At 77.0% G+C, this 22,297-nt stretch carries 21 protein-coding genes; 9 read left to right on the top strand and 12 right to left on the bottom strand.

Annotated elements, in window-relative coordinates; all coding sequences use genetic code 11:
* Nucleotides 1-22: 22 nt before the first annotated feature.
* From O2W17_RS00870 to O2W17_RS00845, 6 genes are read right to left on the bottom strand one after another with little or no spacing between them, the layout of a single operon-like run.
* The gene (locus O2W17_RS00870) at nt 23-682 is read right to left on the bottom strand and encodes a flavin reductase family protein (RefSeq protein ID WP_269190504.1); all 660 of its coding nucleotides are present in this window, start codon (nt 680-682) and stop codon (nt 23-25) included.
* Nucleotides 679-1,827, bottom strand: a complete 1,149-nt coding sequence (locus O2W17_RS00865; protein WP_269190503.1) for a glycosyltransferase — start codon at nt 1,825-1,827, stop codon at nt 679-681. The genes O2W17_RS00870 and O2W17_RS00865 overlap by 4 nt, the downstream gene beginning before the upstream one ends.
* Nucleotides 1,824-2,642, bottom strand: a complete 819-nt coding sequence (locus tag O2W17_RS00860; RefSeq protein ID WP_269190502.1) for a carotenoid biosynthesis protein — start codon at nt 2,640-2,642, stop codon at nt 1,824-1,826. The genes O2W17_RS00865 and O2W17_RS00860 overlap by 4 nt, the downstream gene beginning before the upstream one ends.
* Nucleotides 2,639-4,294: a phytoene desaturase family protein gene (locus tag O2W17_RS00855; protein ID WP_269190501.1), complete on the bottom strand. Its 1,656-nt coding sequence runs from the start codon at nt 4,292-4,294 to the stop codon at nt 2,639-2,641. Before O2W17_RS00855 ends, O2W17_RS00860 begins: the two co-directional genes overlap by 4 nt.
* Nucleotides 4,291-4,884 (bottom strand): GNAT family N-acetyltransferase, encoded by a 594-nt coding sequence (locus O2W17_RS00850; protein ID WP_269190500.1) that lies wholly within the window; start codon nt 4,882-4,884, stop codon nt 4,291-4,293. The genes O2W17_RS00855 and O2W17_RS00850 overlap by 4 nt, the downstream gene beginning before the upstream one ends.
* On the bottom strand, nt 4,881-5,393 hold the full coding sequence (locus O2W17_RS00845; RefSeq protein ID WP_269190499.1) for a YbaK/EbsC family protein: 513 nt from the start codon (nt 5,391-5,393) through the stop codon (nt 4,881-4,883). Before O2W17_RS00845 ends, O2W17_RS00850 begins: the two co-directional genes overlap by 4 nt.
* 238 nt (nt 5,394-5,631) lie before the next feature.
* On the opposite strand from O2W17_RS00845, the gene O2W17_RS00840 reads away from it, so the two are divergent.
* The 3 genes from O2W17_RS00840 (at nt 5,632) to O2W17_RS00830 (ending at nt 10,329) form a co-directional block, all read left to right on the top strand.
* Nucleotides 5,632-5,955: a DUF6504 family protein gene (locus O2W17_RS00840; RefSeq protein ID WP_269190498.1), complete on the top strand. Its 324-nt coding sequence runs from the start codon at nt 5,632-5,634 to the stop codon at nt 5,953-5,955.
* Nucleotides 5,955-6,464: an SAV_6107 family HEPN domain-containing protein gene (locus O2W17_RS00835; RefSeq protein WP_269190497.1), complete on the top strand. Its 510-nt coding sequence runs from the start codon at nt 5,955-5,957 to the stop codon at nt 6,462-6,464. The genes O2W17_RS00840 and O2W17_RS00835 overlap by 1 nt, the downstream gene beginning before the upstream one ends.
* Before the next feature lie 73 nt (nt 6,465-6,537).
* Complete coding sequence (locus O2W17_RS00830; protein WP_269190496.1) at nt 6,538-10,329, top strand: DNA polymerase III subunit alpha; 3,792 nt, start codon at nt 6,538-6,540, stop codon at nt 10,327-10,329.
* 15 nt (nt 10,330-10,344) lie between these two features.
* Here the strand turns inward: O2W17_RS00830 and O2W17_RS00825 are convergent, their stop codons facing one another.
* Nucleotides 10,345-10,530 carry a hypothetical protein gene (locus O2W17_RS00825; RefSeq protein WP_269190495.1) on the bottom strand — a complete coding sequence of 62 codons (186 nt, stop codon included), beginning with the start codon at nt 10,528-10,530 and terminating at the stop codon, nt 10,345-10,347.
* A 166-nt stretch (nt 10,531-10,696) separates the two neighbouring features.
* Here O2W17_RS00825 and O2W17_RS00820 point away from each other — a divergent pair, with 166 nt between their 5' ends.
* The 3 genes from O2W17_RS00820 to O2W17_RS00810 are packed head-to-tail and all read left to right on the top strand — an operon-like array spanning nt 10,697 to nt 13,141.
* Nucleotides 10,697-11,182 (top strand): VOC family protein, encoded by a 486-nt coding sequence (locus O2W17_RS00820; RefSeq protein ID WP_269190494.1) that lies wholly within the window; start codon nt 10,697-10,699, stop codon nt 11,180-11,182.
* 37 nt (nt 11,183-11,219) lie between these two features.
* Nucleotides 11,220-11,954 (top strand): class I SAM-dependent methyltransferase, encoded by a 735-nt coding sequence (locus O2W17_RS00815; protein ID WP_269190493.1) that lies wholly within the window; start codon nt 11,220-11,222, stop codon nt 11,952-11,954.
* Nucleotides 11,951-13,141, top strand: coding sequence for an alkaline phosphatase family protein (locus O2W17_RS00810; RefSeq protein WP_269190492.1), 1,191 nt, complete (start codon nt 11,951-11,953; stop codon nt 13,139-13,141). Before O2W17_RS00815 ends, O2W17_RS00810 begins: the two co-directional genes overlap by 4 nt.
* A gap of 18 nt (nt 13,142-13,159) precedes the next feature.
* Here the strand turns inward: O2W17_RS00810 and O2W17_RS00805 are convergent, their stop codons facing one another.
* The 3 genes from O2W17_RS00805 to O2W17_RS00795 form a co-directional block, all read right to left on the bottom strand.
* The gene (locus tag O2W17_RS00805) at nt 13,160-14,143 is read right to left on the bottom strand and encodes a sucrase ferredoxin (RefSeq protein ID WP_269190491.1); all 984 of its coding nucleotides are present in this window, start codon (nt 14,141-14,143) and stop codon (nt 13,160-13,162) included.
* A gap of 13 nt (nt 14,144-14,156) precedes the next feature.
* A complete protein-coding gene (locus O2W17_RS00800; RefSeq protein WP_269190490.1) occupies nt 14,157-15,410 on the bottom strand; it encodes a cupin domain-containing protein in 1,254 nt (417 codons plus the stop codon).
* A 68-nt stretch (nt 15,411-15,478) separates the two neighbouring features.
* Nucleotides 15,479-15,745: a hypothetical protein gene (locus O2W17_RS00795; protein WP_269190489.1), complete on the bottom strand. Its 267-nt coding sequence runs from the start codon at nt 15,743-15,745 to the stop codon at nt 15,479-15,481.
* A gap of 253 nt (nt 15,746-15,998) precedes the next feature.
* Here O2W17_RS00795 and O2W17_RS00790 point away from each other — a divergent pair, with 253 nt between their 5' ends.
* The 3 genes from O2W17_RS00790 to O2W17_RS00780 all read left to right on the top strand — a co-directional run bounded on the left by O2W17_RS00790 (nt 15,999) and on the right by O2W17_RS00780 (nt 18,589).
* Nucleotides 15,999-16,700 carry a permease gene (locus O2W17_RS00790; RefSeq protein ID WP_269190488.1) on the top strand — a complete coding sequence of 234 codons (702 nt, stop codon included), beginning with the start codon at nt 15,999-16,001 and terminating at the stop codon, nt 16,698-16,700.
* Nucleotides 16,701-16,808: 108 nt separating this feature from the next.
* The gene (gene dinB / locus O2W17_RS00785) at nt 16,809-18,020 is read left to right on the top strand and encodes a DNA polymerase IV (protein ID WP_269190487.1); all 1,212 of its coding nucleotides are present in this window, start codon (nt 16,809-16,811) and stop codon (nt 18,018-18,020) included.
* A gap of 164 nt (nt 18,021-18,184) precedes the next feature.
* Nucleotides 18,185-18,589, top strand: coding sequence for a DUF3040 domain-containing protein (locus tag O2W17_RS00780; protein ID WP_269190486.1), 405 nt, complete (start codon nt 18,185-18,187; stop codon nt 18,587-18,589).
* Between the two features lie 16 nt (nt 18,590-18,605).
* Here O2W17_RS00780 and O2W17_RS00775 read toward each other — a convergent pair whose 3' ends face one another.
* A complete protein-coding gene (locus tag O2W17_RS00775; RefSeq protein WP_269190485.1) occupies nt 18,606-20,954 on the bottom strand; it encodes a transglutaminase family protein in 2,349 nt (782 codons plus the stop codon).
* A complete protein-coding gene (locus O2W17_RS00770; RefSeq protein WP_269190484.1) occupies nt 20,951-22,297 on the bottom strand; it encodes a DUF58 domain-containing protein in 1,347 nt (448 codons plus the stop codon). Before O2W17_RS00770 ends, O2W17_RS00775 begins: the two co-directional genes overlap by 4 nt.

Raw genomic sequence — 22,297 nt, 5'->3', positions numbered from 1 at the left:
CGTCCCCTGACCGGTCCGCGGCTCACCCGTCGCGCAGTCGTTGCCCGATCGAGGGGTCCTCGGCCCAGGCGCGGTAGGGGATGCGGGCGATCTCGCGCACCTCGCCGACCGTCGTCCACTCGTTCCCGCCGAGGCGCGCCAGCGGCTTGAGGTGCTCGATCCGCGGCCGGCCGTCGCGGACCGCCTCGGCCCACACGCTGATGTGCCGCACCCGGCCGAAGACGACGGTGCTGTCGCCGAGGCGCACGGTGGAGTGCAGCGTGCACTCGATCGACACGGGGGACTCGGCGACGCGCATCGCCGCGACCGTGTCGGCCGGTTCCAGGCGCACCCCGGTGTGCTCGGCCTCGCTGGTGTCCGGCGGGAAGTCGGTGCCCGTGGCGTTGACCTGCTCGAACAGCGCCTCGGGGGTGAGGTTGACGGTGAACTCGCCGGTGTCCTCGACGTTGTTCAGCGAGTCCTTCCGGCCGACCGAGGTGAACTGCACGATCGGCGGCGAGACGCAGGCGACGGTGTAGAAGGAGTGCGGCGCCAGGTTGTGCACGCCCTCGGCCGAGCGGCTGCAGACCCAGGCGATCGGCCGGGGGACGACGACGGAGTTCAGCACCCGGTAGAACGCGCCGGTGTCCATCCCGGTCGGGTCGAACGAGGTGCGCGGCCGGGGCTGGGCGGGTGAGGTCACCGGCCCATCGTCGCCGATGTGCCCGCGGTCCTCGCGTCCACCGTCCGGCCGCGCCAGCGCAGCGTGCCGCGCCGACGCCCCAGCACCGACCGCACCACGAGCGCGTCGAGCACCAGCACCGACACCGGGTGGGCGAGGGCGTCGGGCCAGGCCCGGCTGCCGCTGGACAGCGCGCTGGCGACGCGGCCGGCGACCGCCGCCGCGTACCCGACCAGCCCGGCCCGGGAACCGCCGAGCGCCGCCACGGGCGGGACGACGTAGACGGCGGTGAGCGCGGCCGCGGCGGCCAGCCCGCCGGCCGGCGTCCCCCCGACCGACGCCCACAGCGACTTGGCGTAACCGTCGCGGAGCGCCGGCCAGCCCTCGTACATGCGGCAGGCGGCCAGCCGCGACCCGTCCACCGGCCCGCCGCGGCCACCGGCGCGCTTCACCGCCCGCAGCAGCGCGATGTCCTCCAGCACCTCGCCACGGACGGCGGCGTGCCCGCCGGCCCGCAGGTAGGCGCTCCGCCGCACGACCAGGAACTGCCCGTTGGCGGCCGCCAGCGACGGGCGGGCGGAGCGCTCGGCCAGGCGGAGCGGCAGCGTCGTCGTCCACAGCCACGGGGCGAGCGGCTGCACCAGGCGCTCGGCCGCACCGACCGCGAGCGGGCGGGGCCACGGCGAGACGAGGTCCAGCCGCTGCGCGTCGAGGACCGCGACGGCGGCGGCGATCGCGTCGGGGAAGAGCCGGACGTCGGCGTCCACGAACACGAGCACGTCGTCGTCGCCGCCCTCCTCGGCCGCCGCGTCCACCCCGACCGAGCAGGCGTGCGGCTTGCCCAGCCACCCCGGCGGCGGCGGGGGAGCGGAGACCAGGCGGAGCCGGCGGTCGTGCACCGCGCGGACGACGTCGGCGGTGCCGTCGGTGGAGCCGTCGTCGACCACGACGACCCGCAGCCGCTCCAGCCCCCGCTGGTCGAGCAGCGCGGCCAGGCAGCCGGCAACCTGCTCGGCCTCGTCGCGCACCGGCAGCACCACGGTGACCTGGCGGCCCACCGGCGGCGGGTCGGCCGGCGGGCGGCGCAGCAGCGCGGTGTTGACCGCGGCGTGCACGGCGCCGGCCACCGAGACGCCGGCCAGCACGCGGAGCAGGCGCCCGTTCACCGGCGCCTCGCCCGCCGCTGCTGCAGCGCGAGCACGGCGAGGACGCACGCACCGAGGCCCGCGCCCCACGCCGCGGACCCGGGCAGGCCCAGCCAGCCGGCGTGCGCGAGGGCGCCGCCGAGGGTCATCCACGCCAGCGCGAACAGCGGAGCCGCCGGCCCGACGCGCGGCGCGCCGGGGGCCCGGGTGCGCGCGACGAGCAGGTCGAGCAGCGTCATCAGGACCACGCCGGCGACCAGCCAGCCGGCGAGGTTGGTCAGCGGCACCGTGTCGATGCCGGGCAGGCCGGGAGAGGGATCGGCCCACGTCCAGTAGCCGGCCTGCACCAGCTGCGGATCGAGGACGACGTCCCAGGCGGCGAACACCGCCGCCGCCCAGCCGATGCGGGCCGGCCGGCGCAGGGCGGCCCGCACCGGGCGGGCCAGAAGCGCGCCGAGCAGCCAGCTGGGCCAGGCCATCATCAGCCAGGCCAGCGGGACCAGGAACGGCACGCCGAGCAGCGTGGGGCCGAGGGTGTCGCTGTAGGTGTAGCTGCCGTAGGGGTAGCCGGTGGCCAGCCCGACCGACTCGAAGCCGATGGCGACCAGCGCGACCAGCGCCAGCACGCCCAGCCCGGTGCGGACGCCCCGGCTCAGGCCCGCGTGCACCACCGACAGCGTCGAGCCCAGCAGCACGATCGCCCAGGAGACGACGTCGCGCAGGCCGCCCGAGCTCAGGGGGTAGGCGATGGCCGTGGCCACGAGCGCGCCGGCCAGCGCCAGGGGGACGACCCGGCGCAGGGCCGGCGCCGGCGTGGTGGCGGTCGCGGCCGTCACGCCTCCGCCGCTCCGGCCCGCAGCCGCCGCACGGCGCGGCCGGCCGCCGCCCGGGCGCGCGGCAGCAGGGCCCGGCGGTCGGCGAGGACGGTGCGCGCCGCCGTCCGCCCGGAGTTGCCCGAGACGCCGCCGCCGGGGTGGGTGGAGGCGCCCGCGAGGTAGAGGCCGGGCAGGCCCGGCACCCGGTAGCCCGACAGCCCCGGCGCCGGCCGGAAGGCGAACATGCTGGCCAGGCCCATCTCCACGTGCATGACGTTGCCACGGGGGAGTGACAGCTCCCGCTCCAGGGCCAGCGGGGTCTGCACGTAGGTCTCCCGCACCGAGGCGGCGAACCCGGGGGCGTAGCGGTCGACCGCGGCCACCAGGCGCCGCGCCTCGGCGTCGGCGAGGGCGTCCCAGTCGCCGCCGTCGGCCAGCGCGTACGGGTACCACTGGCCCCAGATCGTGACGACGTGCTGCCCCGGCGGGGCCAGCGTGTCGTCGCTCGCGGAGAACGACATGGCCAGCGGCACCGGCTCGCGCGGCACCCGCCCGGCGCCCCAGTCGCCGTGCGCGGCGGCCAGCTGGCCGCGGTCGGTGCAGAGCAGCTGGAGGCCCTGCAGGGCGTCGGCGGCGGCCACGCCCGGGTACGACGGCGGGGCGTCGGTGAGCGCGCGCACGACCAGGCCGAAGCCGTTGCCGATCGGCGGCGCGGCGTCGGCCAGCACCGGGGGTGCGGCGTCGCCGGCCAGCTCCCGGGTCACCCCGATGTGGCACGCGGCCACCACCGACGGCGCCCGCACGACCCGGCCGGACCGGGTCTCGACGCCGGCGACCCGGCCGTCCTCCACCAGCAGCCGCGCGGCGCCGTCGCCCAGCACGACCCGGCCGCCGTCGGACTCCAGCCGCCGGCGCAGCGCCTGCGTCAGCCCACCGGAGCCGCCGACGGGGTGCCCGGGCGGGACGTCGTGCAGCAGCGCCACCCAGCCGACCATCGCCGCGGTGCCGGGCTCGGACATCGGCGGGCCCGACTGGGCGCCGAACCACGCCAGCGCCGCCTTGAGCCGCTCGCTGGTGAACCACCGGTCCAGCAGCGCGTCGCCCGAGCCGAGGAAGTCGACGGCCAGCTCGCCACCGGGGGTGCGCGGCCGGCCCTCGGCGGGTGCGCCGAGCGGCCAGAAGGAGCGGACCAGGCCACCGGCGGACGGGGCGCGCCCGAAGGAGGCGACCACCGCGCGGCTGCGGGGCTGCCACACCGCCACGAAGCGCCGGTAGGCCGCGGCGTCGGCCGGACCGCAGGCGGCCTCGATCGAGGCGCAGGTGGCGTCCAGGTCGACGGAGAAGACCAGCGGCCGGCCGTCCGGGCCGGCGTCGCCCGGCGCGGGAGCCGGTGCGAAGCCCCACGGGTCGCAGTCGATGTAGCGGAGCCCGTGCGCGGCGAGGTCCAGCTCCTCGACGATGCCGCTGTGCCGGACGATCACGTGGGCGCTGGAGCCGCGGTCGACGCGCACCCCGGGCCAGCGCTCGACGGTGGACACCGCGCCGCCGAGGACGTCGTCGGACTCGACGACCTCCACCCGCAGGCCCTCCCGGGCCAGGTAGCAGGCGGCGACCAGGCCGTTGTGGCCGGAGCCGACGACGACGACGTCCACGGGAGCGGGGGAAGCGGTCACGCCCGGGAGTTCGGCGCGGAGGGGGCGGGTGGATGCAGGGGCAGCCGGGCGCCGAGGATGGCGAAGGGCCGGGAGTCGCCGGGGAAGTGGTAGCCGCGGGCCAGGTCGACGAAGCCGTCGGCGCGGTACAGGCGGAAGGCCTTGGTGTCGGCGTCGGGCGTGGAGAGCAGGGCGACCGGGTGCGGCAGGCCCTCGACGAGCGCGTGCAGCAGCTGCCGGCCGAGCCCCTGGCTCTGCGCGTCGGGGTGGACGTGCAGCTCGCACACCTCGAAGGCGCCGGGCAGCCACTTCTTGGCCGTCCGGCGGTCCAGCGCGGCGCGCACCTGGTCGTGCCACCACTGGCCGGGGGCGATGAGGTAGCCGTAGCCGAAGCCGACCAGCCGCTCGCCCTCCGGGGTCTGCGCGAAGGCGCCGACGGCGCGGAAGCCGGGCCGGTCGGTGTGCTGGATCGCATAGCTGTACCGCCCGGCGACGACGCCGGAGTCGTACCCCATCGCCAGGCCGTAGACGGTGAGCACCTCGTGCATGTGCTCCCGCATCCACGGCGGGGGCAGCTCGAGGATCCGCGTGCCCGGGCGGGTTCCCGTCATCTGCCGACCGCCTCCGTCGCGGGACCGGTCGCGGCCGCCACCTCGGCCGGGGTGCCCTCGGTGAGCCGGAGCAGCTCGTCGTAGCTGGTCGGGAAGACCGTGTGCGGGTGCCCCGCGGCCGCCCAGACCTCGTCGTGGCGGGCCAGCTCGACGTCGACCAGCGTGCCGATCGGCTCCGGATGGCCGATCGGCGCGACCCCGCCGATGGGCTGGCCGGTGTGCCGCCGCACGAAGTCGGGGGTGGCCCGCGTGAGCGCCGGGACACCGAGGAGTTCGGCCACCCGGGCCTCGTCCACCCGGTGGGCGCCGCTGGTGAGGACCAGCAGTGGGCTGCCGCCGACGTCGAACACCAGGCTGTTGGCGATGGCGCCGACCGGTACGCCGAGCTGCGCGGCGGCCGCCGCGGCGGTGCGGGCGCTGTCGGGCAGGTGGCGTACCTCGCCGGTGGCACCGGCCGCGCGGAGCAGCCGCGCGACGTCGGTGACCCGGGGGTGGTCCGGCGGGGGCATGGACCGATCCTGCCACCGCCCCGGGGGGCTCCGCCCGGCGTGTCCCGCCCTCCGGGAGACGGGTGCGGACGGGCGCCGGGACACGGCGTGGCGCGGCTTGACGGCGGCGGGGCGCTCGGGTCTACTGGTCCTCGTTCGAACGCCTGTTCGAACGACGTCCGGCCCGCCTCCCCGGCTCTTCCCCGCCGGTGGGGTCCCGGGGCGGCGTGCGCGCGGGGTGAGGCGTGGGGAGTCGGGCATGAGCCGGGTGCTGGGTGAGGTCGTCGGTCGGGTCGGCGAAGAGGTGCAGGTCGAGCGTGGCCCCGTGGGTCCGGTGCAGTTCTGGCGCGGGCACTCCCGGTACGTCGTGGGCGAGCTGCTCGACTCCTGGGTCGAGACCGCGCCGTGGTGGCTGCGGGACGCCGGCACGGGTGGCGCGTCCGCCGATCTGGTGGCGCCGCGGGAGGTCTGGCGGGTCGAGGCGGTCCGGGCCGGGCGCTCCCGGATGAGCTTCGCCGGGGTCTACGACCTGTCCTGGGACGCATCGGGCAACCGCTGGTGGCTCGTGCGGGTGCACGACTGATGGGCGCCGCACGGGCCGTGCCGGCCGAGCAGCTGCCGCTTCCCCCCGCCCTGCCCGCCGCCGCCTCGGCGCTGCTGGGCCAGGCCCACCGGGGGCTGGCCGTGGCCGCCGCGGCCACCGACCAGCGGGAGCGGTACGCCACCGCCCACCTCGCCGCGCTCCGCGCCGCCGCCGCGGTGCTGGCCGCCCGCACCCGGCCGGAGGGCGAGCGGCGCCGGCCGCGCAGCGCCTGGGTGCTGCTCGGGCAGGTGGCGCCGGAGCTGGGGGAGTGGGCCACCTTCTTCGCCGCCGGGGCGGGCAAGCGCGCCGCCGCCGAGGCGGGGCTGTCCCGGGCGGTCACCGAGCGGGAGGCCGACGACCTGGTGCGTGACGTCCGCGCCTTCCTCGGTGTGGTCGAGACCGCGCTCGGCAGCACGCCGCTGCCCGGGTCGCCCCGCTACCCGAGGCCGCACGTGGTCGGCGGGTCGGCGTCCGGTGCCGCGTCCCGGTCCGCCGGGCCCCGGAGGTGAGCGAGCTCGCGAGCTCACCAGTGGAGACGGCAGCCGCGATCACGCGGATGACGACCGCCGGCGAGGAAGCCGCGTGAGCGACCCCTTCGTCCACCTGCACGTCGCCTCCGGCTACTCCATGCGGTACGGGGCCAACCACCCGGCCGACCTGGTGGCCCGCGCCGCCGAGCACGGCATGCCGGCGCTGGCCCTGACCGACCGGGACGGCCTCTACGGCGCGGTCAAGTTCGCGCTGGCCTGCCGGTCGGCCGGGGTGCGGCCGATCTTCGGCGTCGACCTGGCGGTGGCGCCGTCGCTGGGCACCAGCGTGCCCCCGGCGCTCGCGCACGTGCTGGGGGAGGACCCTGCCGCGGCGCGGGCCCCCCGGTCGCGGGCAGCGCCGGCCGGCCGCCGGGCGCCGGCCCGCGGTGGGGCGAGCGTCGACCTGCGGCTGCCCCGGGTCACCTTCCTGGCGCGGGACGGCGCCGGCTGGCGGTCGCTGTGCCGGCTCACCAGCGCCACCCACCTGCGCGGCACCCGCGGTGAGCCGGTGAGCTCGCTGGCGATCGCCGCCGAGCACGCGACCGGGCTGACCCCGCTGCTCGGTCCCGACTCCCCGGTGGGGCGGGCGCTGCTGGCCGGCCGGGCCGATCTGGCCGCCGAGCAGCTGGACGCCTGGCGGGCGGTGTTCGGCCCACGGCTGGCGCTGGAGCTGGTGCACCACCGCGGGCGCGGTGACCGCTCCCGGGCCCAGGCGATGCTGCGGTTCGCCACCGAGCAGGGCGTGCCGGTGGTGCTCAGCAACGCCGTCCGCTACGTCGACGCCCTGGACGCACCGACCGCCGACGTGCTGGACGCCGCCCGGCGGCTGGTCCCGCTCGGCGCGCGGCACGTCGACCGCACCACGGCCGAGGGCTACCTGAAGTCGGGCAAGGAGATGGCCGACGTCGCCGAGGACGTGGTGGGCCCCGACCGGGACGCCGCCCTGCGGCTGCTCGAGCGCACCGCCCGGCTGGCCGAGCAGTGCGCCGTCGACACCACCGCCGACCTGGGCATCGGCAGCGTCCGGTACCCCGAGCTCGACGTCGTCACCACGCCGGCCGAGCGCGGCATGGGCCCCACGCAGGTGCTGCGAGCCCGCTGCGAGGCCGGGCTGGGCCGGCGCGGCATGGCCCCCACGGCCCGGGTCCGCCGGCGGCTGGCCGACGAGCTCGCGGTCATCGAGTCCCTCGGCTACCCCTCCTACTTCCTCACCGTGGCCGACGTGGTCGACCTCATCAGGAGCTTGAGGGTCCGGGCGGCCGCCCGTGGCTCTGGCGCCGGCAGCCTGGTCACCTACCTGCTGGGCATCTCCGACGTCGACCCGCTGCGCTACGGGCTGCTGATGGAGCGGTTCCTCTCGCCGCTGCGTCACCAGCTGCCCGACATCGACATCGACGTGGAGTCCGCCCGCCGGATGGAGGTCTACGACGCGGTCATCGACCGCTTCGGCGCCCACCGGGTCAGCTGCATCTCGATGATGGACACCTACCGGGTGCGGCACGCGATCCGTGACGTCGGCGCCGCGCTCGGGCTGCCCCCGGCGGAGGTCGACGCCGTCGCCAAGGCGTTCCCGCACATCCGGGCCAACCAGGTGCACGCGGCGCTGCGCGACCTGCCGGAGCTGCAGGCCAGCCGGCTGGGCTCGAAGCGGGCCGGTGGCTCCGGTGATCTGGACCTGCTGTTCGACCTCGTCGCCCGGCTCGACGGGCTGCCCCGGCACATCGCGCTGCACCCGTGCGGGGTGCTGCTCTCCGACGCCACGCTGCTGGACCGCACCCCGGTGGAGAGCAGCTACCTGGGCTACCCGATGAGCCAGTTCGACAAGGACGACGTGGAGGAGCTGGGGCTGCTCAAGCTCGACCTGCTCGGCATCCGGATGCAGTCGGCCATCGCGCACGCCCTCGAGGAGATCGAGCGGGTCGACGAGCAGGCGGTCGACATCGACGCTGTCCCGCGGGACGACCCGACGACCTTCGAGCTGATCCGCAGCACCCGCACGCTCGGCATGTTCCAGATCGAGTCGCCGGGGCAGCGGGAGCTGGTCGGCAAGTTCGGGCCGCAGACCTTCGAGGACATCATCATCGACATCTCGCTGTTCCGGCCCGGGCCGGTGAAGAGCGACATGGTCACCCCGTTCCTCATGGCCCGGAACGGCTGGCAGGAGGCGCAGTACCCGCACCCCGACCTGGAGTTCGCGCTCGCGGAGACCGCCGGGGTGGTGGTCTTCCACGAGCAGGTGCTGCAGGTGGTCGCCCGGATGGTCGGCTGCACGCTGGCCGAGGCCGACGAGGTGCGCCGTGCCCTGGGGGAGAAGGACGCCCACCCGGAGGTGCGGGCCTGGTTCGTGCCCAGTGCGCTGGCGGCCGGCTACCCGGTCGAGGTGGCCGAACGGGTGTGGGAGGTGCTGGCGGCCTTCGGGTCGTTCGGCTTCTGCAAGGCGCACGCCGCGGCGTTCGCGCTGCCCACCTACCAGTCGGCCTGGCTGAAGACCCACCACCCGGCGGCCTTCCTCGCCGGGGTGCTCACCCACGACCCCGGCATGTACCCGAAGCGGCTGATCCTCGACGACGCCCGCAACTTCGGCATCCGCGTGCTCGGCCTCGACGTCAACGCCTCGGCCGGCAGCTACCGCGTCGAGCGGCTGGCCACCGACGGCGCCACGGACGACGACGCGACCGACCCTGACCGTGAGGTGGAGGGTGAGATCCAGGGCTGGCGGCGCCCCGAGTGGATGCCGACGGCGATGCCCGACCCCTCGCGCTACGGCATCCGGCTGTCCCTGGCCGACGTGAAGGGCATCTCCGACGACGAGGTGGCGCGGGTCGTCGCCGGGCAGCCCTATCGGTCACTGACGGATTTCTGGTCGCGCGCGTCGGTGTCCCGGCCGGTGGTCGAGCGGCTGGTGCTGGCCGGCGGGTTCGACTCGCTCTACGGCTTCGGCGTGCGCGACCGCGAGGCCGGCCGGCCGACCCGGCGGCGCCACCAGGTGACCCGGCGGGACCTGCTGCTGCAGATCAGCGAGCTGGACCGGTGGAGCCGCAGCGGTGCCCGGGCCACGTCCGACGGGCAGCTGAGCCTGGACCTGATGGGGCTGGAGGAGGAGCCGGCGGCCGGGACGGCGGAGTCCGACGGTGCGACCGCCCCCGCCTGGGCGGAGAGCAGCGGGTTGCCCGAGTTCACCGACGCCGAGCTGGTGCGGGCGGAGCTGGAGGTGCTGGGGCTGGACGCCAGCCGGCACGTCGTCGACTTCTACCGGCCGTTCCTCTCCGCGCTCGGCGCGGTACCGGCCGGCGAGCTCCTCGGCTGCCGCAGCGGGGCGGAGGTGCTGGTCACCGGGGTCAAGGTGGCCACCCAGACGCCACCGATCCGGTCCGGGCGCCGGGTGGTGTTCGTGACCCTCGACGACGGCACCGGCTGCACCGACTCGACCTTCTTCGAGGACGCCCAGGGCCCCTACGCCGCGACGGTCTTCCACTCGTGGCTGCTGGTGATCCGCGGGGTGCTGCGGCGCACCGGCCCGCGGGGGATGTCGCTGCGGGCTACCGGGGCCTGGGAGCTGCCGGCGCTGCACGAGGCGTGGGAGGCCGGCGGGCTCGAGTCGGTCGCCGAGCTGATGGCTGCGCCGGGGGAGTACACGGAGCAGGCGATCGCCGGTGCCGCGGCCTCGCACGGCGCCCGTCCGGTCGTCGTCCGGCCGGTCCTGGTCCACCCGACCGGCTTCCGGATGTCGCCCTACGCCGACATCAAGCCGGCCGGCGAGGAGACCAAGGTCGCCGCGCGGCGGGCAGCGGCCGGGCCGCCCCGGAAGCTCTGGCACTCCAGCCCGGGCAGCTCCGGCCACTGAGGGAGGGCCGCAGGCTCAGCCCTCGCCGTCGGTGGCGTCCTCGACCTCCTGCTCCAGCTCGTCCACACCCTCCTCGACGTTCTGCTCGACGCCGTCGTCCACGACGTCCTCGCCGCAGGCGGCGGTCGTGAAGGAGGCGGCGGCGATGACGAACGCGGCCGCGGTCGCGCGGACCAGGCGGGGACGGGTGGAGCGGGCCATGGGAACTCCTCGATCGTCGGCGCTGCGGACGTCGAGGGGTGTGCCCGGGGCGGGTGGACCGGTAAACGATCACCCGCGGTACGCCCGGCGACCGATGAGTCCACCGGTGCGGGGCGGTCCACCCACCGACGCCGGCGTCCGGCCGGCGCACGAAGGAGGACCAGCGATGCCCCAGCAGATCCCGTGCCTGTGGTTCGACGGCGACGCCGAGGCCGCGGCCCGGCACTACACGTCGATCTTCCCCAACAGCTCGATCCGCGACATCACCCGCTACGGCCCCGACATGCCGCCGCCCATGAAGGAGGGGGACGTGATGACGGTGGACTTCACGCTCGACGGGCAGCCCTGGACCGCGCTCAACGGCGGCCCGCAGTTCCGGTTCAACGAGTCGGTGTCCTTCCAGATCATGTGCGCCGACCAGGAGGAGGCCGACCACTACTGGACCCGGCTCACCGATGGCGGCGAGGAGAGCATGTGCGGCTGGTTGAAGGACCGGTTCGGCGTCTCCTGGCAGGTCGTCCCGGTCGAGCTGCTGACCCTGGTCAACGACCCCGATCCCGGCCGTGCCCAGCGCGCCACCCAGGCCATGCTGCAGATGCGCCGCATCGACGTCGACGCCATCCGGCGGGCCGCCGACAGCGTCCCCGCCTGAACGGTGCGGCCGCACCGGCGCCACTAGGCTCCGGTGGGTGCCGACCGAACCCGCCGCGCCGACCACGGAGCAGCTGCCCGTACGGACCGCTGCCGTCTGGGCCGCGCTCGACCCGCTGGTCAGCGCCGGCACGGCGCTCCGGGTGCTGGACGTCGGCGGCGGCAGCGGCATGTTCGCCGTCCCCCTGGCCCGGCTCGGCCACCGCGTCACCGTCGTCGACCCCAGCGCCGACGCCCTCGCCACCCTGCACCGCCGCGCCCAGACGGCCGGCGTGAGGGAGCGGGTCCGCGGCGTGCAGGGCGACGGCGACCTGCTGCACGAGGTGCTCGCCGACGACGACGGCGGGTACGACCTCGCGCTCTGCCACTCCGTGCTGGAGGTCGTCGACGACCCGGCGGTGACCCTGCGGGAGATCGCCGGGGCGCTGTGCCCGGGCGGCCGGGTGAGCCTCGCCGTCGCCAACCGCGCCGGGGCCGTGCTGGCCCGGGCGGTCGCCGGTCAGCCCGCCGAGGCGCTCGCGGTGCTCGGCGGCCGGGGCGTTCCCGGCCGGCCGGTGCGCCGCCGGTTCAGCCCCGGGGATCTCCTCGCGCTCGTCGACGGCGCGGGCCTGACCGCGGGCACCTGGCGCGGTGTCTCCGTCGTCGCCGACCTGCTCGAGGCCGCCTCCGGCGCCGACCCGGCCGCCGTGCGCACCCTCGAGCTGGCGCTCGCCGAGGCCTCGCCCTACCGCGAAGTGGCCGCCGGCCTCCACCTGCTGGCCACCCGCGCGTGACCGGCGCGGTCGACGGCGGCGGGCTCCCCCCCGACCTGCACCGGCCGGCCTACGGCGTGGCCACCCTGGCCGACGTGCTGCCGGGCGTGGCGGCGACGCTGGGCGCGCCCGTCCCACGAGGCGACCTGCCCGCCGATCCGCTCGGCCTCGCCTCGGCGCTGCACGGGGCCCGTCGGGTGGCGGTCCTCCTCGTCGACGGGCTGGGCGCCGACCTGGTCCGCGCCCACGCCGATCTCGCCCCCACCCTTGCCGCGCTGGCCAGCCCGGTGGGGGACCTCCAGGCGCCCTGCCCCAGCACCACCCCGGTCAGCCTCACCACGATCGGCACCGGGCTGCCGCCCGGCAGCCACGGCGTCCTGGGCTTCGTCACCGAGGTGCCGGGGGAGGGCCGCACCCTCAACCACACCCAGTGGGCCGACGATCCCGATCCGGCCGCCTGGCAGGCACGGCCCACCGTCTTCGAGCACGCCGCCGCCGACGGTGTCGCGGTCACCGCGGTGGGCCCGTGGGCCTACGCGGGCTCGGGCCTCACCGTGGCCGCCTACCGCGGCGCCGACTACACCGGGGCGGTGGGCCCCGGAGACCTCACCGCGCTCATGCGGTCGGCCCTGGACCAGGGCCCGCGGGCCCTGGTCTACGGGTACATGGCCGAGCTGGACCTCACCGGCCACGTCCGCGGCGTCGACTCACCCAGCTGGCGGGCCCAGCTCGCGCTGGTCGACCGCGTCGTCGAGCAGCTCGTCGACGGCCTGCCCGACGACGCCGCCCTGCTGGTCACCGCCGACCACGGGATGCTCGACGTCCCCGCGCACACCCGGCTCGACCTCGACGACGAGCCCGATCTCGCCGACGGGGTGCGGCTGCTCGCCGGTGAGCCGCGCGCCCGCTACGTGCACACCGAGCCCGGGGCCCAGACCGATGTCCTGGACCGCTGGCGCGGCGTCCTCGGCGACCGCGCCTGGGTCGTCGGGCGCGAGGAGGCGGTCGCCAGCGGGATCTTCGGCGCGGTGGACGACGCGCTCGCCGCCCGCATCGGCGACGTCGTGGCGCTGGCCCGCGGCAGCTGGGTGCTGGTCAGCCCCCGCCTGGAGCCCGGACCGAGCCGGCTGGCGGCCTACCACGGGTCGCTCACCGCGACGGAGCTGGCGATCCCGCTACTCGCCGCCCGGGGGCGCGCCCTCGGCTGACCGGCGTCCGGTCGGCCCTCAGCCCTCGGCCGGTGGCGCCGGCCGGGTCGTCAGCGAGAGGTGGTGCCAGCTGCGCACCCGGCCCGGGCGCGCCGCCTGGCAGGTGAGGTGGACCAGCTCGGGTGACGGACGGCTCTCCACCGTCACCCCGACCGGTCCGGCCGGCGTGGTGAGGGACACCTCCCACCGCTCCACCGCCGGATCGGCCGTGTCCAGCCGGGTGACCCCCAAGGGCGCCAGGTCGTCGACGCCGAGCAGGCCGAGCTCCTCGCGCGCGTAGTGCTGGGCCGCCTGCACCGGTGCCGTGAGCCCGGCCCGCCCGCGCAGCCACGGCAGCGCCACCTGGCCGCGGTCGTGCGCGGCGACGACGAGGGCGCCGTCCCCGGGCACCTGCCCGTAGTAGAAGCCGTGCGGCAGCACGAGCACGTTGGCGGCGAAGCGGTCGCCGCCCAGGTGGCTGCACTCCCAGACGTCGGCCGGGCCGGGGGAGGGCAGCGCCCGGGCGAGCGGCCGGCCCCGCAGCGCGCAGCAGGCGTCGTGCCCGCCGTGGGTGCACACCAGGTACGTCCGACCCTGCGCCGGTTCGCCGACCGAGCCGTCCCACGGCGCGGTGAGCAGGTCGGCGTCGGCCGAGCGCACCGACCACCAGAGCCCCTCCTGCCCGGGCCGGCTGTCGGCGTAGGCCCAGCGGCGGCCGGAGTCCGACAGCCGGTCGCCGGGGCGGCGGACCAGCAGCACCCGCACGCCCTCCCGGTCCGCACGCTCGGCCAGCAGCGGGGCCACCCGCGCGTCGAACCGGGACTGGAGCAGCGCCTGGCGTCCCCACGGACCGGGCTGCTCGATCAGCAGCCAGCGGGAGACCGGCGACGCCGTGGCGATGCCGGAGTCGCCGCGCTCCAGCGCCTGCACCGAGCAGCGGTTCCCGTCGAGCCGGCCGGGCGGGCGGGCGGGGGCGTCGGTGCGGCGGACGTCGTCGCCGGTCGCGGAGCCGGCTCCGGTCACGCGCGCCACCGTGTCACCGACCGGGCCCGGACGCGTCCTCGCGTGCGGCCGCGTGCCCGGTCGACGGCAGGGTGGCGCCGGGCACGGTGGCGATCGACTCGGTCACCAGCCGGCGGGCCAGCGTGAGCCGCTCCGCCGGGTCCAGGCCGGGCAGGTCGCCGGCCTTCAGCTCGCCGACGGCCAGCAGCTCGGCCAGCGCGGGGCGCACCTCGGCGGGGAAGGAGTGCGTGCGGCGCCCGGCGAGCAGGGTGACCCGGCCGTCGTCGCCGTCGCGCAGCGTGCAGCGCAGCCGGCGCCGCAGCCGCAGCGCCGTCTCCGCCGTGACCGCGGCGGCGGCCGAGGCCTGGGCGAGAGGGGCCACCGGTTCCGCGCGCACCTGGGCCCAGGTGCGCGCCCGCAGGCGGTCGGCCACCTCCGCGGGGTCGACCCGGCCCAGCCACCCGCGCAGCCCCTCGACGACGGCGGCGACGTCGTCGGCGAGGACGTCGGGGTCGGCCAGGTCGACGCCCAGGGGCAGCGAGCCCCGGAGCGCGCGGTCCTCGGCCGCCAGGGTGCGCACCAGGTCCAGCACCGACTCGGCGGCTGCCCAGCGGGTCACGGAGTGGATGCCGACGGTCAGGTGCGCGCTGATCGCCCCGAGGGCTTTCGCCGAGTGCAGGTAGCCGCGCGGCAGGTAGAGGGCGTCACCGGGGCGCAGCACGGCGTCGATGACCGGCTCGCGCGCGGCCGCGGCGGCGACCTCGTCGGCGCGCTCGGTCCAGACCTGGGTGCGCAGCGGGTCGGGGAGGACCGGCTCGTGGATGGTCCAGTGCTTCTCCCCGGCCACCTGCAGCACGAAGACGTCGTGGACGTCGTAGTGCGGGCTGAAGCCCTGCGAGGACGGCGGGGTGACGTACGCGTTCACCTGCGTGGGGTGGCCGAGGTCGGCGGCGAGCTGGTCGGCGAACTCGATCAGCGGCGGCCACAGCCGGTGCAGGCCCTGCAGGACGACGGTGCTCCCGTCGGCGAACAGCCGCAGCACCGCGTCGGAGGAGACCTGGTCGGCGATCTCCGCTCCGGCCCCGCCGGATGCGGTGAACCGCTTCGCGTCGACGACGGCGCCGTCCTTCGCGATCCGCAGGAACGGCGTGCGCAGGCCGCGCCGGGAGAGCAGCTCGTCGACCGCGGGCAGGTCGAGCAGGTCGGTGAAGGAGTTACCGGTGTCCGCAGCCCGCGTGAGCAGCGGGCGGCGCGCCCAGTACTGCTCGGCGAAGAGCTCGGGCGCCATGTCCGTGCACCGCCGCAGGGCCGGGCGGAGCTGCTGCTCCGCCCGGCCCTGCGGGGTCTGGCTCTCGCTCAGGCCGAACCGTCCGCACCGCCGTCGGCGCCACCGTCGGCACCACCGTCGGCACCGCCGTCGTGGCCGCCCGGAGCGCCGGAAGCGCCGTGGTCGGCCGGGCCCGCGCTGCTGTCGGCCGGGCCCTCGGCGCCGCCGTCGGCGCCACCGTCGGCGCCACCGTCAGCGCCACCGTCAGCGCCTCCGTCGTGCGTTCCCGCGGTGCCGGACGCACCACCGTCGGCCGGGCCCTCCGTGCTGGTCATGTCCTCGTCGTCGAGCGCCACTGGCTCCTCCGATCCGATCGACCGGGCCACCGGACGGCGACCCTGCGGGAGCTGCTGTACCTAATGCGCTCCCGGTCCACACATGGGCGGTGACCTCGGTGTTCGTGCCGGTGGGGGAGGTGCGGTGGGGCGCCACGGGGCAGCGCGCGCACATCTCGATCCGGTTACGGCTGGGCGCCGGCGGGAGGGATGCGCACCTGACCGGGCATCTCTCCCCAGAACAGCTGAGACGACGAACGAGAAGGAGATGGTCATGACCGAAGGTCGTGCACGAATCGATTCCGGCAGCGGGGCGGACGCCCGCACCGAAGGGGCCACCACGCCCGTGGGGACGACGGAGGGTGCCACCCGCGTCGCGGCCGCCCCGCGGGTCGACCACGACGACGATCACGTCGGGCGGCCCACGCAGGTGTCCGTGGCACCGACGCGGCGCGACCGCGTCCGGTGGGGTCCGGTGTGGGCCGGTCTCGTGGTCGCGATCCCCACGTTCCTGCTGCTGCAGCTCGCCACCCTCGCCCTGGGCCTGTGGGACGTCGGCGCGGGTGAGGGCAACAACGCCGACCTGTGGAGCAGCATCAACGGTCTGGTCGCCCTGTTCCTGGGTGGGTTGACCGCGGCCGCCACCGCCATCTGGCGCGGGATCAGCGACGGCCTCCTGCACGGCATCCTCGTCTGGGCGCTGACCATCGTGTCGCTGCTCCTCCTCACGCTGTTCGGCGGCGGGGCCCTGCTCGGCTCGCTCGCCGGTGCGGTCACCGACATCGCCGGGATCCAGCAGTCCGACATCCCCGACATCCAGGCCGGCGAGGCTGCGGATGCGGCCCGCTCCGCCGCCAGCTGGGCGGTGCTCGGACTGGGTCTGTCGATCGCCGCGGCCGCCCTCGGTGGCGTGCTCGGCGCCAAGATGTGGCCGAGCAAGCACGACGACGAGGACGAGCGCGTCGCCGTCCGCTGACCGCGGCGCGCCGGTGAGGGCCACCCGGCCCCGCCGGCGCCCGACCGCTATCGTCGCCCCGTGGATCGAACACCTGTTCGATCCACGGGGCGACGTGCGGGAGGGGTCATGGGGGAGAGCGCGCGGGCTGCCGGCTGCACCGTGCTGCACGTCGACATGGACGCGTTCTTCGCCAGCGTGGAGGTGCGCCGCCACCCGGAGCTGGCCGGCACGCCGGTGATCGTCGGCGGGGCCGGCAACCGGGGCGTGGTCACCTCGGCCACCTACGAGGCCCGGCGCTACGGGGTGCACGCGGCCATGCCCACCGCACGGGCGTTGCGGCTGTGCCCGACGGCGACGGTCCTGCCGGGGGACCTGGCGCTCTACACCGAGGTGTCCCGGGCGGTCATGGCGCTGTTCCGGTCGATCACCCCGCTGGTCGAGCCGCTCTCGCTGGACGAGGCGTTCCTCGACGTGTCCGGCGCCGGTCGCCGGCTGGGCGACGCCGCGGAGATCGGCGAGTACCTCCGCGCCCGGGTCTTCGACGAGCAGGGCATCACCTGCTCGGTCGGCGTCGCCGGCACCAAGTTCGTGGCGAAGCTGGCCTCCACGCGGGCCAAGCCCGACGGGTTGCTGGTCGTCCGGCCCCCGGAGGTCATGGGCTTCCTGCACCCGCTGCCGGTGGGCGCGCTCTGGGGCGTGGGCCCCAAGACGGAGGAGACCCTGCTGCGGCTGGGGTTGCGCACGGTGGGCGACCTGGCGCACGTGCCGGCGAAGACCCTGCAGCGGGCCCTCGGCGTGGCCGCGGGCGCCCACCTGCACGAGCTCGCCTGGGGGCGCGACCCCCGGCGGGTCGTCCCGGACGAGCCCGAGCGCTCCACCGGCGCGGAGGAGACCTTCGCCACCGACGTCGACGACCCCGTGGTCGTCCACCGGGAGCTGCTGCGCCTGGCGGAGCGGACGGCGGGGCGGCTTCGCTCGACCGGCAGCCTCGCCCGCACGGTGAGCATCAAGGTGCGCTTCGCCGATTTCGCGACGATCACCCGTAGCCGGACGCTCGGGGCGCCCACCGACGTGGGGCAGGAGCTCTACGACACGGCCCGTGCCCTCTACGACGCCCTGGGGCTCGACCGGGCCCGCATCCGGCTCGTCGGCGTCCGGGCAGAACGGCTCGTCGAGGCCGGATCGGCGCCCCGCCAGCTGGAGCTCGGGGCGCGCGAGCACGGGCGCCGGGAGGCCGAGCTGGCCGCCGATCGCGCCGCCCGGCGGTTCGGTGCCGGCGCGGTCCGTCCGGCGACGCTCCTGCGCCGCGCGGGGCCGACCGGAGCACCCGGGCGCTGACCAGCGGTTTCGCGCCGACGCGGCCACCCGGAGGAGTGATCGGTGCGCCCGCTCGGCGGGTCGCGGCGGCGCCGCCTTTCGCGCCTTGCGATCGGCTCGTATCCTCGGACGTACCGTCGGCGGGAGCCTCCGACGGACCTGGCTCCGCCCATTTGGAGGTCGACGTGCCGCTCTCCGAGCACGAGCAGCGTCTGCTGGAGCAGATCGAGCGCGCCCTCGTCGATGACGATCCCAAGTTCGCTTCCTCGGTCCGCACCGGCGATCGCCGCAACAAGGCCCGCCGCAAGCTGCAGCTCGGCGCACTGCTGGTCCTGGTCGGCCTCGCCGTCCTGGTCGGTGGCGCGGTCGCCGAGTCCGTGCCGCTCGGCGTGCTGGGATTCCTGGTCGCCTTCGCCGGTGCCGCCCTGGGGGTGCTGCACTACCGCGGGGCCACCGGCGCCGTCGAGGTCAGCGACGGCCCGGCCGGGCCGCGTGGCTCGACGGCCGCAGGCCGTGGCGGCCGCGGCGGCCGCAAGCAGCCGATGAAGAGCCGCCTCGAGGAGCGCTTCCGCCGCCGCTACGACCAGTAGCCCCGGCCGGCACCCCTCACGCGCCTGCCTGCCCGGCCGTCGTCCTCCCCGGACGGCGGCCGGTGGCGTCCCGCCACCAGCGCGGGAGCGCGGTGCGGGCGTCGGACACCAGCGAGGCCGGCCACAGCAGCGCCCGCAGCCGCACCGGCCACGGCCGCGCCCCGGCCAGCCCCCGGCGCGCCGTCCGCAGAGCCGCCTTCAGCCGGGCGTCGGGCCGGCCGTCCCCCGGCCGCCCGTAGGTGGCCGCCTCCTCCGCCCGGGCCAGCTCCCGCACCGCGGCCACCGACCCGGCCACCGACGGTCCGCCCGGACCGCGGGTCAGGGTCGTCGCCAGCGCGTCGGCCACCCGGCGCGGGGTCCAGGACGGGTGCAGGTGCACCCCCAGGTCCACGGCGCCGGCCGTCAGCTCGTCCCAGAGCCCGTCGGCGCCCTCCCCGGCCAGCCGGCGCCGGCGCTGCAGGGAGCGCAGCCCGGCCGGTGCCGCCAGCAGCAGCGCGCCGAGGGTCCCCAGACCGGCGGTGATCAGCAGCGGTCGCTGCGACGTCTCCACCTGCGCCTGCGCTCCGGGCTGCGGCACCCCCTCGGGCAGGCGGTCACCGCGGGGCGCCACCGGCGCCGGGGCCGCGCTCGGGGCCGGCACGGCCGGGGCGGGATCGGCCCGGTCCTCGTCGGCGGCCCGGGGCGCCCACGGGAGGTCCACCTGCCGGGCGGAACTCAGCGGCGTGGGGTCGAAGGGGACCCACCCGTACCCCTGGAAGAAGACCTCCACCCAGGCGTGGGCGTCGTCGCTGGTGATCAGCCGGCTGCCGTCCGGCCGGACGTCGCCGGGCGTGTAACCCATCGCCACCCGCGCCGGCATCCCCGCCTGCCGGACCAGCACCGCCATGGCGCCGGCGTACTGCTCGCAGTAGCCGCGCTTGAGGCGGAGGAAGTCCACCAGGTCGTCGCCGCTGGTCCCGGGGGCGGTGGAGAGGCTGTAGGTGAACCCGTTGGACCGGTCGCTCAGGTAGGTCTGGATGCGCCGGACCCGCTCGTACCCCGTCACCGCGCCGGCGGTCAGCCCGGCGGTCAGCTCCCCGATGGCCGGGTCCAGCGGGGGGAGGGCGCCGAAGCGCTCCTGGATCGGGGAGCCCAGCGGCAGCGGCTCGGCGCTCGACAGCAGCTCCGCCGACGGCCGGGGCTCGGCGGCGGTCACCCGGTAGGTGAGCCCCGAGCTCGTCACGTCCCGGCCGAAGATGGTGCCGGTCGCCGCGTCGAACCGCCACGCGTCGCCGTCGCCGTCCACGCGCACCGACTGCGGCACGGACGGGACGGGGAGGAAGCGGTCGTCGTGCTCGAGGACCTGGACCGAGGCGGTCACCGGGCGGGCCGCCTGCCGGTCCGGCAGCGGTGCGAGGGGCTGGTCGTCGGCCACGGAGACCTCGCCGTCGAGGTTGCTCAGCGACCAGCCGCCGGCCGGGTCGTACTCGTCGAGGGCCACCGCCCGGAGGTAGCCCGGGTCGTCCACGGAGGCGGCCACGCTCAGCAGCTCGATCGGCTCGGGCAGGGTCAGCTGCCCGCGCAGCTCGGCCGCCGGGTCGAGCGCGGTCCCGGTGGCCGATCCGGCGCCGCCGCCGAGGCCGGTGGTGAACGACCCCTCCGGGAGGGTGGGCACCACGGTGCCGAGGAGGATGCCGGCGGCCCCGGCGGCCACGGCGATGCGCACGGCGCTGCCCGTGCCACCGGTGACCGGCTCGCCGGCGGGCCCGTCCAGGGTGCGGCGCTGGTCGGCCCACAGCAGCAGCGCGAAGCCGGCGGCCGGTCCCGCCAGGGCCACCAGGCCGACCCCGCCGATCACCGTGCCCACCGGCACGCAGACGAGGACGAGGAGCCCGACCCCGGCCAGGGTCGCCTGCCGCCCGGCGACCGCGACCAGGTCGACGAGGACGGCGACCAGCCCGACGAAGAGGGTGGTCAGCGCGAGGAGGCCGGTCAGCGGCAGCGCCGGCGTCGCCTGCTCGCGGATCTCGGCCGCGCCGTCCCCGAAGACCTCGACGAGCCCCCCGAGGGAGGACGGGGTGGGCAGCACCCCGGCCACCGCCCCCTCCGGCGCGAAGACGGCGGTCAGCACGCAGGCGACCAGGGCCAGCTGCCCGACCGGCACCAGCAGGGTGCCGAGCCCCCCGAGCGACCCGGGGACGCCTGCCTGCGCGGACAGCCGGGCGCCCGCCGCGCGCAGCAGCAGCCCCCCGGCCAGGACGGCGGCCACCACGAGGACCACCGGCGGGAGCCAGGCCCGGCTGGTGAACACGGGGGTCAGGGCCAGCGCCCCGAGCAGGGTGGCGACCGCGGTCGCCACGGGGGTGCGGACGTCGGACGGGCTCATGCCGGTGCCCCCGCGGGAACCGCGCCCAGCGCGGCCCACACCTCGGCGACGTCCTGACCGGCCGCCGCGGTGGTCACCCGCCAGCCGGCGCCGGCCAGCATCGCCGCGGCCTGCTCGCGCTGCGCGGCCAGCGCGTCGGGGGCGGTGCCCGCCGCCCCGCGTCGCCGGCCGGGGACCGGGTCGCCCCACCCGGTGATGTCCATGAGGACCGCCAGCCCGGTGGCCGGGCCGGGGCGCAGCCGCACGAGGTCGGCGACGTCGTCGGGGCCCACCGCGCCCAGCAGGCAGACCAGCGGGCCGTCGCCGGCCGCCCGGCACGCCGCCGGCACCGCGGCCGACAGATCGGGCACCCGCGAGGGCCCGACGAGTGCCAGCCGGTCCAGGAGCTCCTCGGCCCCGAGCCCCGCGCGGCCGGAGGCCGGCGGCAGCTCGCCGGTCTCGGTCACCACCCGCAGCTCCGCGCCCCGCTGCACCAGGGCCACCCCGATGCTGGCGGCGGCCTCCACGAGCCACTCCAGGCTGTCGGCGGGCGGGCAGTCGTCACCGGGGGGCCCGGGGACCTGCCGGGGATGCCCCACCGGCGCGACCAGGTGCGCCCGCGCGCGGGTGTCGAGCAGCAGCGTGCCCTGGGCCCGCCACGGGCGCTCCTCGAGCCGGACCATCAGCTCGCCGGTGCGCGCGGTGGCCCGCCAGTGCACCTTGCGCAGGTCGTCCCCCTGCCGGTACTCGCGCACGCTGACGTCGTCGTCGCCGTGGACGGCCAGCGCACGGCGGACGCCGTCGCCCCCGCTGCCGTGCTCCCCACCCGGCCCCTCGCGGCCGAGCGGTCGCACCCGGGGCACCACCGACAGCGGTGCGGTGTCGGTGCCGGCGGCCGTGCGCTCCACCAGCCCGAAGGGGTCGAGGATGCGGAGCCGCAGCGGCCCCAGCTGGTAGCGGCCACGGTGCCGGCCGAGCAGCCGGTACCGGACGGTGGTGGTGGCGCCGGCGGACAGGCCGGCGACGGGGAAGCGGTGCGGGCGCCCCAGCGCGGCGGGCACCTGCTCGGTGAGCAGCCACAGCCCGCCCCGGCGGGTGTCGGAGTTGCCCAGCTGCAGGACCACCTCGGCCGGTGCGCCGCGCGGCACCCGGGGTGGGCTGACCACGCGCCGGGTCGTCAGCCGGAACCGGCCCCGCGCCACGGTGAGCCAGGAGAGGACCGGCAGGGCCAGGACGAAGGCGGCCAGCTGGACCAGCGGCCGCTCGCCCAGCACCGCCCCGGTGAGGCCGAGGGCCAGGCCACCGCCGACCAGGCAGCGGCCGCGGAGCGTGAGGGCCGAGCGCGCCCCGGAACCGCCGCCCAC

It is taken from the genome of Blastococcus sp. VKM Ac-2987 (assembly GCF_026967805.1).
GTDB lineage: Bacteria > Actinomycetota > Actinomycetes > Mycobacteriales > Geodermatophilaceae > Blastococcus.
This window is presented reverse-complemented; position numbering and strand designations above follow the sequence as displayed.

Excerpts from the sequence above, each read along its gene's own strand:
- O2W17_RS00790 (WP_269190488.1), top strand. The coding sequence starts at position 15,999 with ATGACCGAAGGTCGTGCACGAATCGATTCCGGCAGCGGGGCGGACGCC.
- O2W17_RS00835 (WP_269190497.1), top strand. The coding sequence starts at position 5,955 with ATGGGCGCCGCACGGGCCGTGCCGGCCGAGCAGCTGCCGCTTCCCCCC.
- O2W17_RS00820 (WP_269190494.1), top strand. The coding sequence starts at position 10,697 with ATGCCCCAGCAGATCCCGTGCCTGTGGTTCGACGGCGACGCCGAGGCC.
- O2W17_RS00825 (WP_269190495.1), bottom strand. The coding sequence starts at position 10,530 with ATGGCCCGCTCCACCCGTCCCCGCCTGGTCCGCGCGACCGCGGCCGCG.
- O2W17_RS00850 (WP_269190500.1), bottom strand. The coding sequence starts at position 4,884 with ATGACGGGAACCCGCCCGGGCACGCGGATCCTCGAGCTGCCCCCGCCG.
- O2W17_RS00840 (WP_269190498.1), top strand. The coding sequence starts at position 5,632 with ATGAGCCGGGTGCTGGGTGAGGTCGTCGGTCGGGTCGGCGAAGAGGTG.
- O2W17_RS00800 (WP_269190490.1), bottom strand. The coding sequence starts at position 15,410 with ATGGCGCCCGAGCTCTTCGCCGAGCAGTACTGGGCGCGCCGCCCGCTG.
- O2W17_RS00775 (WP_269190485.1), bottom strand. The coding sequence starts at position 20,954 with ATGAGCCCGTCCGACGTCCGCACCCCCGTGGCGACCGCGGTCGCCACC.
- O2W17_RS00845 (WP_269190499.1), bottom strand. The coding sequence starts at position 5,393 with ATGCCCCCGCCGGACCACCCCCGGGTCACCGACGTCGCGCGGCTGCTC.
- dinB (WP_269190487.1), top strand. The coding sequence starts at position 16,809 with ATGGGGGAGAGCGCGCGGGCTGCCGGCTGCACCGTGCTGCACGTCGAC.